The organism is Synechococcus sp. CCAP 1479/10 (genome assembly GCF_019038515.1).
Classification (GTDB): Bacteria; Cyanobacteriota; Cyanobacteriia; order PCC-6307; family Cyanobiaceae; genus Cyanobium.
The window spans coordinates 13,101-26,653 of the sequence record NZ_JAFKRJ010000050.1 but is presented as its reverse complement, the minus strand read 5'-3'; the positions used below and the strand labels follow the sequence as shown (position 1 = coordinate 26,653).

Here is a 13,553-nt window from a genome sequence, read left to right as displayed (position 1 = left end):
ACACCGTCGGCTCGCGCCTCTCGATCCCGTAAGCCTGCCCCCCGCTCGAGCTCTCGCTCTCTGGGGCGCAGTCCAAAATCATATCACCTTGGGCGAGCAGACCAGGGGGAGGGCCCAAATCAGCGGTTCCTTGCCTGCCCAGCTGGGGCCAGCGCCAGATCGGAGCAGCCCCAGGGACGGGGGTGGGCCCAGCAGAGCTGCTCCCCGGCGGCAGGACGGGCTGGAGCGGCTGGCTGGGCCGAGCAACCGGGGAGCAGGTCAGCGGCGCTGCCAGCCCGTCCCTGAGGGACGTGCCCAGGGCCTGTGGACTCCCCCAGACCCGTGCGGACCGACCTGCCGGAGAAAGCGCCAAAGGCGAAGCCCAGGCCCACGCTCACAGGGGCTGCCGGAAAACGGGCACAAAAAAAAGCCGCGATGGCTCGCGGCTTGAAGGGTATGGAGGGTGGCGGAAGACGACCGACGACTCAGAACAGGCCCAGGGTGAGGGACTTGTCGATGGGGAGGCAGGCGCCAATGCCCAGGTAGATGGTGAACACGGTGCCGAACAGGAAGGCACCCATGGCCACAGGCCGGCGGAACGGGTTCTGGAACTTGTTGAAGCTCTCGATGAAGGGGATCAGCATCAGACCCAGGGGGACCATCGTCTGCAGGGTGATGCCCAGCAATTTGTTGGGGACGACCCTGAGGATCTGGAACACCGGGTAGAGGTACCACTCGGGGAGGATCTCCAGCGGGGTGGCGAAGGGATCGGCCCGATCACCCAGCATCGCCGGATCCATGACGGCCAGGCCGACGAGGCAGGCGATCGTCCCGAGGATCACCACCGGGAAGATGTAGAGGAGGTCGTTGGGCCAGGCCGGCTCACCGTAGTAGTTGTGCCCCATGCCCTTGGCCAGCTTGGCCCGCAGCTTGGGATCGGTGAGGTCAGGCTTCTTGAGGATGTGCATGGTGGGAGCTCGGAGCGCTGGTGACCGGTGGGGGAAGGCTAAGGGGAAGAACGGGGTTCAGAGCGGGCCGGAGATGCCCTGCTTACGGATCATCAGGAAGTGGATCAGCATGAACACCGCCAGCAGCCAGGGCAGAACGAAGGTGTGGAGGCTGTAGAAGCGGGTCAGGGTGGACTGACCGACGCTCTCACCACCGCGGAGCAGCTCGACCATGAAGTCGCCGACCACCGGGACGGCGGCGGGGACGCCGCTGACGATCTTCACGGCCCAGTAACCGACCTGGTCCCAGGGGAGGGAGTAGCCGGTGACGCCGAACGACACGGTGATCACGGCCATGGTGACGCCGGTGACCCAGGTGAGCTCACGGGGACGCTTGAAGCCGCCGGTGAGGTACACCCGGAAAACGTGCAGGATGAGCATCAGCACCATCATGCTGGCGCTCCAGCGATGGACCGAGCGGATCAGCCAGCCGAAGCTGACGTCGGTCATCAGGTACTGGACCGAGCTGTAGGCCTCCACCACCGTGGGCTTGTAGTAGAAGGTCATCGCGAACCCGGTCGCGAACTGGATCAGGAAGCAGACCAGGGTGATGCCGCCCAGGCAATAGAAGATATTGACGTGGGGGGGGACGTACTTGGCGGAGATATCGTCGGCAATGGCCTGGATCTCCAGGCGCTCCTCGAACCAGTCATAGATCGGGGACGACTTGGCGCCGGTGGACGAGTTCGCCATGCAGCGTGGGGCTTGGGTTGCGAGAGTCTACCGATCGTTCTGACCCCCCCGTGAGAGACCCGGCCCGCCGCTCCCTGCCGGCTCAATGCTTTGCAACAGGGCTGCGCACCCGATTGGCGCCGCTCCGGCTCCTGGTGGGGACCGGGCTCTGCCTGCTCCTGTGCCTGCCGCTCGGCATGCCCGCAGCGGCACTGGCGCTCAACGATGCCCAGCAGCTGGTGGTGGAGGCCTGGCGGCTAGTGAACCAGAGCTACGTCGATCCGGAGCAGCTGGAGGCGGTGCAGTGGCGGCGCCTGCGCCAGAAGACCCTGGAGCAGCCGATCAGCAGCTCGCTGGAGGCCTACGCGGCGATCGAGGCGATGCTGGCCCCCATCGACGACCCCTACACCCGGATGCTGCGCCCGGAGGAGTTCGCCACCCTGCGCTCCAGCACCCAGGGGCGGGTGAGCGGTGTGGGACTGCAACTGGGCCGGCGGGCGGGGGACCAGCGGATCGTGGTGATCGCCCCCCTCGACGCCTCCCCCGCCGCCGACGCCGGGATCGTTTCCGGCACGGAGATCCTGCGGGTGAACGGCACATCGGCCGAGGAGCTGGGGCTGGACGGCACCGCCGCCCGGCTGCGGGGACCGGCCGGCAGCGACGTGCTCGTGGCCCTGCGCGCCCCCTCGGGACAGGAGAGCGAGGTGCTGCTCGATCGCCGCGAGGTGGATCTGCAACCGGTCCGCAGCCACCGCCTGCTCAGCGAGGGCCACAGCCTCGGTTACCTGCGGATCACCCAGTTCAGCGAGCCGGTGCCCCAGCAGGTGCGGGCCGCCCTGGCCGCCCTGACCGCCCCCGGTGGCAGCGGGCCGATCGAGGGGCTGATCCTGGATCTGCGTAACAACTCCGGGGGCCTGGTGGCCGCCGGTCTGGCGGTGGCCGACGGATTGCTCAATGGGGACCCGATCGTGGAGACCCAGGACCGGGGCGGCATCGCCGACCGGCAGCAGGCGGGTCCTGGACAGCTGTATGGCGGCCCCATGCTCACCCTGGTGAACGCCGGCACGGCCAGCGCCAGCGAGATCCTGGCCGGGGCCCTCCAGGACAGCGGCCGCTCGCGCCTGGCCGGCAGCCGCACCTTCGGCAAGGGGCTGATCCAGACCCTGATCAACCTGAGTGACGGCAGCGGCCTGGCGGTGACCGTGGCCCGCTACCTCACCCCCAGCGGTCGCGACATCCAGAACCAGGGCATCGAACCGGACGTGCGGCTGCCCCAGCCGGAGCCGCTGGAGCCCGATGGGGAAGGGGACACCTGGCTGCAGGACGCGGCCGGGCTGCTGGTCGCCGGTCTGTCGGCCCCGGTCCCATGAGCCAGCGCACCTACCACGATCCCCTCCATGGGGCGATCCGCCTCGATCGCCAGGATCCGGCCGAGGCCCTGGTGATCGACCTGATCGACACCGCCCCCTTCCAGCGGCTGCGGCGCATCCGCCAGCTGGGGCCCGCTTTCCTCACCTTCCACGGAGCGGAATCCAGCCGCTTCACCCATTCCCTCGGCGTGCTGGCGGTGGCGCGGCTGGCCCTGCAGCAGCTGGAGCGGCTCGACCCCTCCCTGTCCCGGCACCGGGACGTGCTCTATGCCGCCGCCCTGCTGCACGACGTGGGCCACGGGCCCCTCAGCCACTCCGGCGAGGAGATGTTCGGCCTGCGGCATGAGACCTGGTCGGGCCGGCTGATCCGCGACCATGCCGCCCTGCGGGACCGCCTCGATGACGGCGCCCCGGGCCGGGCCGCCCTGGTGGCTGATCTGCTGGAGCACGGCCGCCACCCGAGCCGGGCCATCAAGGCGCTGGTGAGCAGCCAGCTGGACTGCGACCGGCTCGACTACCTGCTGCGCGACAGCTACAGCACCGGCACCCGCTACGGCCAGCTGGATCTGGAGCGGATCCTCGCCAGCCTCACCCTGGCGCCCGACGGGGATCTGGCCCTCCACCCCCGCGGCCTGATGGCGGTGGAGCACTACCTGGTGGTGCGCCATCTGATGTACCGGAGCGTCTACAACCACCGGCTCAACATCGTCTGCAACTGGCTGCTCAACAGGGTGATCAGCGTGGCCCGCAGGCTCGGCCCGGGCCTGGTCTGGGCGGACGCCACCATGGCCCGCTGGCTCTGGGACCGGGATCACCTCGACCTGGACAGCTACCTGGCCAACGACGACATCCGCACCGGCTACCACCTGGTGCGCTGGCGGGAGGAGGGGCCTGAGGAGCTGGCCGATCCCTGCGGGCGGCTGCTGGAGCGGCGCCTGCCCAAGGCCACCGACGTCAGCGACCTCTCCCCGGCCAGCCAGATCGAACTGCTGGCGGTGGCAAGGGGGCTGTGCGAACGCGCCGGCCTGGTGGCGGACGGCTGCTGCGCCCTGGAGCAGCGCCAGAGCCGGGGCTATCACCCCTATTCCGGGGGCCTGCGCCTCTGGGACGGCCAGCGGCTGCAGGCCCTCGAGCAGCGCTCGCCCCTGGTGGCCAGCCTCTGCCAGACCGTCGACATGGCCTGGCTGATCCATCCGGCCCGGGTCAGCGATGCGCTGCGGGAGACCCTGGCGGTGCGTCGGCAGGACGACGCCGGCCGGCGGGACCTCTAGGTTCGCTGCACCGCAGGGCATCGTCGTGGCAGCCGCACTGATCCAGGCGATCGATGGCCAGCAGCCCCACCTGCTGCGGCTGCCGGCCGAGGAGGGATCCGCCAGTGCCGTCGAGGAGGTGCGCTATGCCCTCGGCAGTCGCCAGCCGCCGGCGGGCTCCGTGGTGCTGGAGGCGGGCCGCTGGCTGCTGCGGCTGCCGGACCTGCGCCAGCTGCAGGAGCTGCTGGATTCGGTGCAGCTGGAACTGGTGCGCGTCGCCAGCCGCCGGCCGGAAACGCTGGTGGCCGCCGCCGCCCTCGGCCTCGACACCGATCCGGGCCCGTCGCGGCCGGCGCCACCCGCCGCGGCCCCGGGGGCAGCGGCGGCCGATCTGCTGGTCCATCGCGGCACCCTGCGCGCCGGTGACCATCTGCAGGGGGAAGGTTCGGTGCTGCTGCTGGGGGATGTGAACCCCGGCGCCCGGATCAGCGCCGCCGGCAACGTCCTGGTGTGGGGGCGGCTGCGGGGCGTCGCCCATGCCGGTGTCAGCGGAAACCGGGAGGCGCGCATCGTGGCCCTGCAGCTGCGGCCCCTGCAGCTGCGCATCGCCGATGTGGTGGCCCGGGGCCCCGAGGGTCTGCCGCCGCCGGGGCTGGCCGAGCAGGCCCAACTGGTGGACGGGGAGATCCGGATCGATCCGGCGGCGCCCGACTTCAGCGGTGGAGCGGGGATCAGCGGTTGATCAGGCCGAAGGCCCCGAGCCCGCCGGCCACCGCCATGAACCACAGGGGCGAGATCCGGGTGCGCAGCATCAGCACGCAGACCAGCAGGGACACCACCACCCCGGGGGCGTTGGTGTCGGCGGTCTGGAGGATCTTGACCCCCACGGCGAACAGGATGCCGAGGGTGATCGGACCCAGGCCCCGCTCGAAGGCCACCCGCCAGGGGGACTCCCGCAGCCGGTTCCAGCTGAGGCAGGCCACCACCATCAGCAGGGTGGAGGGCAGCAGGATGGCGATCTCGGCGCCGTAGGCGCTCAGCAGGGCCCAGCCGGGCCCCTCGGGCCAGCCGGCCCCCATGCCGAGAAGCCCCACGATCATGGAGCTGGGGCCGGGGGCCGCCTCGGCCAGGGCGTAGATGTCGGCGAACTGGGCGGGCCGCAGCCAGCAGTACTGGACGACGCTGAGGTGGTGGTACTCGGCCAGCAGGGTGTTGCCGCCCCCCAGGGAGAACAGCGACAGGCCAAGAAAGGTGCCCATCACCTGCAGCAGGTGGCCGAGATCGTTGAGGCGCATGGGGGCGCAGCTGGCCGCCTCGGCGGCGGCCGCCAGCAGCAGGGGCGGCATCAGCGCGGATCTCCGGCCGGGGGCCCGGGCTGGGACCGCCGCGGCCAGTACCAGGCCATCGCCAGGGGGCCGGCCACCAGCACCAGCGGCACCAGCCGCACATGGAAGAACGTCATCAGCACGAAGGTGACCGCCGCCAGCAGCAGGGCCATCGGATCCTTCCAGTACTCATCGAGGATCTTGAAGCCCATCGACAGGGCCATCCCCGCCGCCGCCGCCACCACCCCCGCCAGCACCCGGTCGAGGGCGGGCAGGCTGTGGAACTGGAAATAGAGCAGCCCGATCGCCATCAGCAGGGTGAAGGGCACCAGCAGCATCCCCGCCAGGGCCGCCAGGGCCCCGGGCAGGCCGCGGAAGAAGGTGCCGACGTAGACGGCCATGTTGATCTGGTTGGGGCCGGGGAAGAGCCGCGCCACGGTGAGTCCGGTGAGGAACTCCTCGTTGCTCATCCAGCGGCGCTGCTCGACGATGATCCGCTGGCTCCAGGCCGAGAGGCCGCCGCCGAAGGCGGACAGGGCCACCATCAGCATGCCCGTGAACAGCTGCCCCAGCCCGGGCGGAGCGGCCGTCGGGGCGGGGGCGGGGGACTCAGTCATGGACGAAATGGGGATCCGGAGGCAGTTCCCCTTCCTCGTGATACTTGGGGTCGAGGGGATCGGGGGCGTTGTACTTGTCGGCGTTCTCCCAGTCGGTCTCGAACATCTCGCGCAGCCGCGCCACCACCTCGGGGGCATCGCTCTCGATGCCCAGTTCGCGGCGCAGATCGAAGGCACTGCGATCGATGTTCATCGAGCCCGTCTGGGCGAAGGCCCCATCCACCAGGATCAGCTTGGCGTGCAGCTTGGGCCGCTGCTGCCTGCGCACCTTGACGCCGAAGCGCTGCATCACCCGCAGGGAGGAGAAGGTGTCGTAGATGTCCCAGTCGCTGATGCCGTGCTTGCCGCCGCACAGCACCCGCACCTTCACGCCCCGCTCCCGGGCGCTGATGATCCGCTCCAGGATCACCGCATCGACGAACTTGGGGTGCTGGATCCAGAGGGTGCGGGTGGCGGCATCGACGATGCGGGCCATCTGACCGCGGCTGTGGGCGCTGCTCCACACCAGGCCCACCCCCAGATCGGGCTGGAAGAAGACGCGCTGCCAGTCGGCCTCGAAACCGGCGGTCACCTGGGCCACCACGGCCGGGTTGTAGGTGAGCACCCCGTAGTCGCGGGTCTCGGTGAAGTACTTGTCGGCCAGGTTGAAGGTGGCCACCAGGGCGGTGTGCCGGTCGACCACCATCGATTTCTCGTGGGTCACCGGGAAGGCCTCGCTGGTCCAGGCGGTGTCGATGCCCCAGCCCTGGAGACGGGCGAAGGCCTCGTCGTTCCAGCGGTCGCCGCCGGAGGTATGGGGGTTGAGCATGACCCGCACCTCCACCCCCCGCTCACGGGCCCGCCGCAGGGCCTCCTCCACCGCCTCCGACTGCAGCTTGAACTGCTTGAGCAGCAGCTGCTCGCTGGCGGTCTCGATCAGCGCGACCACCGCGTCCACACCGTCGTCGGGCATCACCAGCAGCCTCTGGGGCCGGTGGGGGGCAGTGGTCATCGCAGCGTGGAGGGGATGGGCCTTTCTAGCGGCAGTTCCAGGCCTTGGCACAGCCGTTCCGCCCGGTGGGATTAGCCTGCGCCGACGCCCGTGGACGCCGTGACGTCAGCCTCCCCTCGCATCATCCTCATCTGCTCTGGCAAGGGGGGCGTCGGCAAGACGACCCTCACCGCCAACCTGGGGATCGCCCTGGCCCGGCTGGGGGAGCGCACCGTCGTTCTCGATGCCGATTTCGGCCTGCGCAATCTCGATCTGCTGCTCGGCCTGGAGAACCGGATCGTCTACACCGCCCAGGAGGTGCTGGCCGAAACCTGCCGGCTGGAGCAAGCCCTGGTGAAGCACAAGCAGGAACCGAATCTCTCCCTCCTGCCCGCCGGCAATCCCCGGATGCTCGAGTGGCTCACCCCCGAGGACATGCAGCGCATCGTCGCCATGGTGGCGGAGCGGGCTGATTTCGTTCTGATCGACTGCCCAGCAGGGATCGAGGACGGCTTCAAGAACGCCGCCGCCGCGGCCCGCGAGGCGATCGTGATCACCACGCCGGAAGTGTCGGCCGTGCGGGATGCCGACCGGGTGATCGGCCTGCTCAACACCCGGGGCGTGACGCCGGTGCAACTGGTGCTGAACCGGGTGCGGCCCAAGATGATGGCCAGCCAGGAAATGCTGGGCGTCGATGACGTCACCGACATCCTGGCCCTGCCCCTGGTGGGCCTGGTGGTGGAGGACGAGCAGGTGATCGTGTCCACCAACCGGGGGGAACCGCTCACCCTCAACGGCAACGGATCCCCCGCCGCGAAGGCCTACCAGAACATCGCCCGGCGCCTGCGGGGCGAGGACATCCCCCTGGAGGATCCCTCCAAGGCCCGCAGGGGCCTGCGCGCCCGGCTGATGAACAAGATCCGCAAAACCACCGGTCTCTTCTGAGCACCATGACGCTGTTCGATTTCATCCAACGGTTGCTGGGGCGCCAGAAACCCAGCGGCACCATGGCCAAGGAGCGGCTGCAGCTGGTGCTGGCCCACGACCGCAGCGACCTCAATCCCGAACTGCTCGAGCAGATGCGGCGCGAAATCCTCGAGGTGGTGCAGCGCTACGTGGAGATCGACATCGAGGAGGGCGACGTGAGCCTGGAGACCGAGGACCGCGTCACCGCCCTGGTGGCCAACCTGCCGATCAAGCGGGCCCGTCCCCTGCCGGCCCTGGTGGCGGCAGCCGCCGCCGTGGGCATGGCCCAGGCCCCCGATGCTGAACCCGCCCCGCAGGAGCTGGCCGTTCCCCTGGCCAGCGAACCGACCGAAGATCCCTCCCCCGCCGATCCCGACTGAGACGCCGCCGCCCGGGAGACGGCCGGCGGGAATCCTGCAGGCAGTGCAGCGATGGCAGGCCGTGGCCGAAGCGTTCCCGGTGGCGATCACCCCAGCGGAGCAACTGGTCCTCGATCTGCTGCGCCAGGGCGACAGCAACCGCCACATCGCCGCCCAGCTGGTGCTGAGCCCGCGCACGGTGGAGTGCCACGTCTCCCATCTGCTGGCCAAGACCGGCTGCCGCAGCCGCACCCAGCTGCTGCTCTGGGCCCTGGCCCAGGGATAGGCTGGGCTGGGCCAAGGGCCCTTGCCGGCTTAGCTCAGTGGTAGAGCAGCGCTTTTGTAAAGCGAAGGCCATCGGTTCAAATCCGTTAGCCGGCTTGCCAGGGGATGGGCGCCGCCACCGCCCTTACCATCGGCGCAGCACAGCGCACGGGAGGCCATGGCGAGCCACACCTGGCTGGTGGCAGGGCTGATCGTCCTGCCGGGGGCCCTGGCCCAGGTCCCACCGGGCCCGCCACCGCCCCTGCCGCCAGCCCGCTCCGGCGCCGAGATCCTGGGCAGTCCCGGCATCCGCACCCGCTACGCCGATCCCAGCGGCCCGGCGCCAGCGGCTGGGTCCAGAACGCTGCCGGCCGTCGGCCCACCGGCGCGCCCCCTGACGGTTCCCGTCAACGAACGCGTGGATTTCGCCCCGACGATGGAGGAAGGCCCGTTCCAGCAGCCCACCTTGCGGGGGCTGTTCCGCTGGGATCTGCAGCAACCCGCTTCCCGCTGAAGGGCGTCAGCCGATGGCCTGCCAGAGCGACAGCAGGCCGAAGGCCAGGAACAGGCCTCCACTGAGGCGGTAGAGCACCCTCTCGCTGATCCTGCCGCCGATCCACTGGCCCGCGCCCACCGCCAGCCAGGTCACCAGGGCATGGCCCAGCAGCGTGCCGGCCAGCAGGCCGGCGAAGGTGAAGGCCGGCGCCGCCGCCAGAAAGATGGTGGCGAACTGGGTGCGATCCCCGAGTTCGGCCAGGAACACCAGCACGAAGGCTTCCCAGATCACGGCCCCCGGGCCACGGATGCTGCCATCGCTCTCGGCGGCGTCGATCGCCTCCCTGGCCTCCTGGGCCTCCTCCTTGGCGGCATCGGCGGGCAGGCCGGCGGCATCCACCAGCAGCTTGATGCCGAAGCCGAGGAACAGGGCCGCTGCCAGCCAGGGAACGATGGCCTGGGGGAGCCACTCCCTGAGGCCGTACCCCATCCCCAGGGACAACAGGGTGACCAGGGTGAGGGCGGCGAAGGCCCCCACGAACACCCAGCGGGGGCGATGGCGCGCCGCCAGGATCAGGGCCATGAAGAAGGTCTTGTCGCCCAGCTCGGCCAGGGTGATGGCCGTGAGGCTGGAGCCGAAGGCGGCCAGGCCGGGATCACCGGCGGGGGGAAGGGTCATGGGGGCGTCGGGCACGCCTCCATCGGCGCTGGACAACGGGACCGGCCGCGGACAAGGGCGATGCCGGGGGAATCGCTGGGGAGGCTAGGTGCCGGCCGGCCCCGGGCGGCCCCTGGGTGGGCGTCACGTCAGCGGGGGGCCATCAGGCGCCGGCGAACAGCCAGAGGCCGAGGGCCAGCAGCAGCCAGCCGAGCCAGCCCAGATCGAAGATGGGGGTGGCCAGGTGCACCAGGGGCACCAGCGTCCAGTGGCTGAGGGACACCCCCAGCAGCACCACCAGCAGGAGCGGCAGCATCAGGCGCCCCCCGCGCCCGCCGGCGGCGTGGCCCCGGAGCGGAGCACCGCCCAGGGGTCGTCGCTGGACTCCTCCCCCCGCCAGGCAAGGACGGTGCTGGCCTGCCCAGACCCCGGGGGCCAGGGCAGGGGCTCCAGCAGGGCCAGCCCGGGAAACTGGCGGGCGGCCTCCGCCGCCGTGGTGGCCGCAGGCTGGCCGGAGCGGTTGGCGCTGGTGGTGGCCAGGGGGCCGCTGAGGCGCAACAGCTCCCGGGCCTGCTCGCAGGCCGGCACGCGCAGGCCGAGGCTGGTGCCACCGGGGTGGAGATGGTCGGTGAGGGCTCCGGTGACCGGCAGCACCAGGGTGACGGCCCCGGGCCAGCTGGACCGGGCCTGCTCCAGCCAGGCCTCCTGCCAGGGCACCCCGAGGACCGCGATCAGCTGGGGCAGGTCGGCCCCCATCAGGATCAGGGGCTTGTCGGCGGGCCGTTGCTTGAGGCGCCAGAGCAGGGCGGCCGCCGCGGGCCGGCAGGCCAGGGCCGGCAGGGTGTCGGTGGGGAACAGGACGGCCTCCCCGGCCGCCAGGCACCTGGCCAGATCGGCGGGACCGTTCATCGGGCGCCGGGCCTCCAGGCACTGGCGAAGCGGGCCTGGCCCTCCAGGTCGGCGTGGACTCCGGGGCGCTCCAGACCGGCGGCGCGCAGCAGCTCGCCGACCGCCTCGCTCTGGTCGTGGTGGTGCTCCAGCAGCAGCAGGCCGCCAGGGGCCAGCGCCTGCAGGGCCCCGGCCACGATCGGGCGGAGGGCCGTCAGCCCGTCGGGGCCGCCATCGAGGGCCTGCCGGGGTTCGTGATCGCGCACCACCGGCTCCAGGCCGGCCAGGGTGGCGCTGGGGATGTAGGGCGGGTTGCTCACCACCAGATCCAGCCCGCCCCACCAGGGCTGCAACGGCTGCCACCAGTCGCCCGCCAGCAGGGTGACCTGGCGCTGCAGGTCCCAGCGGGCGAGGTTGGCGCCGGCCTGGGCCAGGGCCTCGGCGCTCGTCTCGACGGCAAAGCCCCGGCTGGTGGGCAGGCAGCGGGCCAGGGCGATGGCCAGGCAACCGGAGCCGGTGCCCAGGTCGGCCCAGCAGGCGATGGGGGGGCCCGGCCGCCGCAGCTCCAGGGCCAGGTCCACCAGCAGCTCCGTTTCCTGCCGGGGTATCAGCACCCCGGGGGCCACCGGCAGTTCCAGGTCGCGCCAGGGGCAACGGCCCACCAGGTACTGGAGGGGCTCGTGGGTGTGGCGGTGGCGGCGCCAGAGGGCTTCGAGCGCCTGCAGCGGGCGATCGAGCCGGACGGTGGCCTGCGGGTGACACCAGAGCGACTGCAGCTGGCTCCAGCGCAGCCCGCCGCCCAGATCCAGCAGCCAGTCGAGGTCGGCGGCGGCGCCGCCCCGGGCCAGCAGGCGGCGGCGCCACTCCAGCAGTTCCGCCCCCGTGACCGTCAGGGCCTCGGACCCGAGCGACGGTGGTGCGGAGAGCGGGGCTGAGAGCGGGGAGGAGAGCGGGGGGGTGCCGGCCTGGGAACGCATGGGGGGAGCCTAATCAGGGGCGACGGCCTCAGCAGGGGCGCCAGCAGAGGCCCGCTTCGGCCCGCAGCCGCCCGGCCAGCTCCAGCTCCAGCAACCGGGGCATCAGCTCGGCCATGGGGCGATCGAGCGCCAGGCTCAGCTGCTCGAGGCTGGCACCTCCGCCCACCGCCGCCAGCAGGCCCTCGGCCGCCATCACCTCGGCCTCCGCCGGCTCCCCTGGCGGTGCCGACCCTGGCCCGCGGCGGGCCAGGGGGCCGGGACCCAGCTGGTCGATCAGGTCGGCGGGGAGGAGCAGGGGTGTGGCCCCCCTGGCCAGCAGCCGGTTGCTGCCCATGGCCGAGGCCCGACCGGCATCGGCGGGCACCACCCACAGGGGCAGCTCCAGCTGCCAGGCCAGTTCGGCCGAGTGGAGCGCCCCGCTGACGACCGGGCACTCCACCACCACCACCGCAGCCGCCATGGCCACCAGCAGGCGGTTGCGGGCGGCGAAGCTGCCGGGACGTACGGCGGCGCCCTCGGCCAGCTCGCTCACCAGCAGACCCTGACGGGCCACCTGGCTCTGCAGCAGTGCGTGATGGAGGGGATAGGCGCGACCCAGCGGTGTGCCCAGCACCCCCACCGGGGCCCCTCCGGCCGCCAGACACCCCTGGTGGGCGGCCCCATCGATGCCCTCCGCCAGCCCGCTCACAACGGGCCAGCCCGCCTCGGCCAGGGCCGCACCGATGGCCTGGGCCATCGAGAGACCGTGCAGGGACGGGCGGCGGGTGCCCACCACCGCCACCGAACGGCGCTGGCCCAGGTGGGGCCAGAGGCTGCCCCGTCCCTGCCAGCACAGCTGCAGGGGCGGCCGCTGCAGCTCCCCCAGGCCCGCTGGCCAGCCCCGGTCGCCGGGGACGAGCACGCCGCGGCCGAAGCGGCACCGGGGCGCAAAGACCTCCAGGGGCCGGGGCCCCCAGCGGCGGCGGAAGCGCTCCACCCCCGCCACCAGCCCCTCACCGAGACCCGGCACCGCCGCCAGCTCGGCAGCGGAAGCCCCCCAGGCGGCGGCCAGCCCACCACAGCCGGCCTCAAGGGCCCGCAGGCGCTGCCAACCGAGGCCGGGGCAGCGGCTCCAGAGCAGCCACCACAGCCGCTGCTGCCGGTCCCAGACCGCAGACATCCTGCGGGGGAACGCCCCCTGCACCAGATCTCCCATGGCCCGCGCCGGCGTCCGATCAGCAGTACAAGCGTACTATGACTGGATCCCGGTGACGGGTGGTCCCTCCCGCAGGATGGTCAGGGCCTGCTCCAGGTCCTGCGGCAGCCGCCGCTGCAGCCGGCGCCGCTCCGCGCCCCCGGAGAGATCCACCAGAACGAGGTCGACGCAGGCCTCGGCCGCCAGCCCCCCATCCGGGCGCAGAAAGCGGCTCTGCCAGGAAAGCTTCACGCCCTCCCGCGGCAGCACCCGGCTGTGGATCGCGACCGCGTCACCGTGGAGCAGGGCCTGGCGGTAATCGATGCGCAAGCCCACCACCGGCAGCTCCAGCCCACGGGCCGACAGGTCGCTGTAGTGGAGGCCGGCCCGGGCCAGGGCCTCGACGCGGGCCTCCTCCAGCCAGGCCAGATAGGCCCCGTGCCACATCACGCCGGCGTGGTCGGTGTGCTGCGGCAGCACCCGCCGGTTCAGGCACCACCAGCCCGCTTCGGAGCGCTGCATCACGGTCTTCACCACGGGGGACTGCGGACAGAGGATCAGCCATAGGCTGATCCAGAGCCT

General features: G+C 71.7%; 18 protein-coding genes and 1 tRNA gene. 8 read left to right on the top strand and 11 right to left on the bottom strand.

Annotated features, from left to right (window positions below):
* Positions 1-464: 464 nt before the first annotated feature.
* Positions 465-947, bottom strand: coding sequence for a cytochrome b6-f complex subunit IV (petD, locus tag KUG39_RS16330; RefSeq protein ID WP_094585067.1), 483 nt, complete (start codon positions 945-947; stop codon positions 465-467).
* Between the two features lie 57 nt (positions 948-1,004).
* A complete protein-coding gene (gene petB / locus KUG39_RS16325; RefSeq protein ID WP_015109205.1) occupies positions 1,005-1,679 on the bottom strand; it encodes a cytochrome b6 in 675 nt (224 codons plus the stop codon).
* A 101-nt stretch (positions 1,680-1,780) separates the two neighbouring features.
* On the opposite strand from petB, the gene ctpZ reads away from it, so the two are divergent.
* From ctpZ to KUG39_RS16310, 3 genes are read left to right on the top strand one after another with little or no spacing between them, the layout of a single operon-like run.
* On the top strand, positions 1,781-3,028 hold the full coding sequence (ctpZ, locus tag KUG39_RS16320; protein ID WP_502988657.1) for a carboxyl-terminal processing protease CtpZ: 1,248 nt from the start codon (positions 1,781-1,783) through the stop codon (positions 3,026-3,028).
* A complete protein-coding gene (locus KUG39_RS16315; protein WP_190611632.1) occupies positions 3,025-4,299 on the top strand; it encodes an HD domain-containing protein in 1,275 nt (424 codons plus the stop codon). Before ctpZ ends, KUG39_RS16315 begins: the two co-directional genes overlap by 4 nt.
* A 25-nt stretch (positions 4,300-4,324) precedes the next feature.
* A complete protein-coding gene (locus KUG39_RS16310) occupies positions 4,325-5,020 on the top strand; it encodes a septum site-determining protein MinC (RefSeq protein WP_216916591.1) in 696 nt (231 codons plus the stop codon).
* Here the strand turns inward: KUG39_RS16310 and KUG39_RS16305 are convergent.
* The 3 genes from KUG39_RS16305 to KUG39_RS16295 are packed head-to-tail and all read right to left on the bottom strand — an operon-like array spanning position 5,010 to position 7,211.
* On the bottom strand, positions 5,010-5,624 hold the full coding sequence (locus KUG39_RS16305; protein WP_216916589.1) for a chromate transporter: 615 nt from the start codon (positions 5,622-5,624) through the stop codon (positions 5,010-5,012). The two genes, KUG39_RS16310 and KUG39_RS16305, sit on opposite strands and share 11 nt — an antisense overlap.
* Complete coding sequence (locus KUG39_RS16300) at positions 5,624-6,220, bottom strand: chromate transporter (protein ID WP_216916587.1); 597 nt, start codon at positions 6,218-6,220, stop codon at positions 5,624-5,626. Before KUG39_RS16300 ends, KUG39_RS16305 begins: the two co-directional genes overlap by 1 nt.
* Complete coding sequence (locus tag KUG39_RS16295; RefSeq protein ID WP_094585061.1) at positions 6,213-7,211, bottom strand: phospholipase D-like domain-containing protein; 999 nt, start codon at positions 7,209-7,211, stop codon at positions 6,213-6,215. Before KUG39_RS16295 ends, KUG39_RS16300 begins: the two co-directional genes overlap by 8 nt.
* A gap of 90 nt (positions 7,212-7,301) precedes the next feature.
* On the opposite strand from KUG39_RS16295, the gene minD reads away from it, so the two are divergent.
* The 5 genes from minD to KUG39_RS16270 all read left to right on the top strand — a co-directional run bounded on the left by minD (position 7,302) and on the right by KUG39_RS16270 (position 9,293).
* Complete coding sequence (gene minD, locus KUG39_RS16290; RefSeq protein WP_198960082.1) at positions 7,302-8,135, top strand: septum site-determining protein MinD; 834 nt, start codon at positions 7,302-7,304, stop codon at positions 8,133-8,135.
* A gap of 5 nt (positions 8,136-8,140) precedes the next feature.
* The gene (gene minE, locus KUG39_RS16285) at positions 8,141-8,536 is read left to right on the top strand and encodes a cell division topological specificity factor MinE (RefSeq protein WP_216916585.1); all 396 of its coding nucleotides are present in this window, start codon (positions 8,141-8,143) and stop codon (positions 8,534-8,536) included.
* 61 nt (positions 8,537-8,597) lie between these two features.
* On the top strand, positions 8,598-8,801 hold the full coding sequence (locus KUG39_RS16280) for a response regulator transcription factor (protein WP_353617408.1): 204 nt from the start codon (positions 8,598-8,600) through the stop codon (positions 8,799-8,801).
* 23 nt (positions 8,802-8,824) lie between these two features.
* Positions 8,825-8,896 (top strand) — tRNA-Thr (locus KUG39_RS16275).
* 61 nt (positions 8,897-8,957) lie between these two features.
* Positions 8,958-9,293 (top strand): hypothetical protein, encoded by a 336-nt coding sequence (locus KUG39_RS16270; RefSeq protein ID WP_094585058.1) that lies wholly within the window; start codon positions 8,958-8,960, stop codon positions 9,291-9,293.
* 6 nt (positions 9,294-9,299) lie between these two features.
* Here KUG39_RS16270 and KUG39_RS16265 read toward each other — a convergent pair whose 3' ends face one another.
* The 6 genes from KUG39_RS16265 to KUG39_RS16240 form a co-directional block, all read right to left on the bottom strand.
* Complete coding sequence (locus tag KUG39_RS16265; protein WP_190611623.1) at positions 9,300-9,953, bottom strand: TMEM165/GDT1 family protein; 654 nt, start codon at positions 9,951-9,953, stop codon at positions 9,300-9,302.
* Between the two features lie 142 nt (positions 9,954-10,095).
* Complete coding sequence (locus tag KUG39_RS16260) at positions 10,096-10,248, bottom strand: hypothetical protein (protein WP_158219515.1); 153 nt, start codon at positions 10,246-10,248, stop codon at positions 10,096-10,098.
* The gene (locus KUG39_RS16255; RefSeq protein ID WP_216916580.1) at positions 10,248-10,841 is read right to left on the bottom strand and encodes an L-threonylcarbamoyladenylate synthase; all 594 of its coding nucleotides are present in this window, start codon (positions 10,839-10,841) and stop codon (positions 10,248-10,250) included. Before KUG39_RS16255 ends, KUG39_RS16260 begins: the two co-directional genes overlap by 1 nt.
* Positions 10,838-11,797, bottom strand: a complete 960-nt coding sequence (gene prmC / locus KUG39_RS16250) for a peptide chain release factor N(5)-glutamine methyltransferase (RefSeq protein WP_216916578.1) — start codon at positions 11,795-11,797, stop codon at positions 10,838-10,840. Before prmC ends, KUG39_RS16255 begins: the two co-directional genes overlap by 4 nt.
* Before the next feature lie 28 nt (positions 11,798-11,825).
* Complete coding sequence (locus tag KUG39_RS16245) at positions 11,826-12,956, bottom strand: DNA-processing protein DprA (RefSeq protein WP_286193274.1); 1,131 nt, start codon at positions 12,954-12,956, stop codon at positions 11,826-11,828.
* 72 nt (positions 12,957-13,028) lie between these two features.
* Positions 13,029-13,493: an acyl-CoA thioesterase gene (locus KUG39_RS16240; RefSeq protein ID WP_216916595.1), complete on the bottom strand. Its 465-nt coding sequence runs from the start codon at positions 13,491-13,493 to the stop codon at positions 13,029-13,031.
* Positions 13,494-13,553 lie beyond the last annotated feature (60 nt).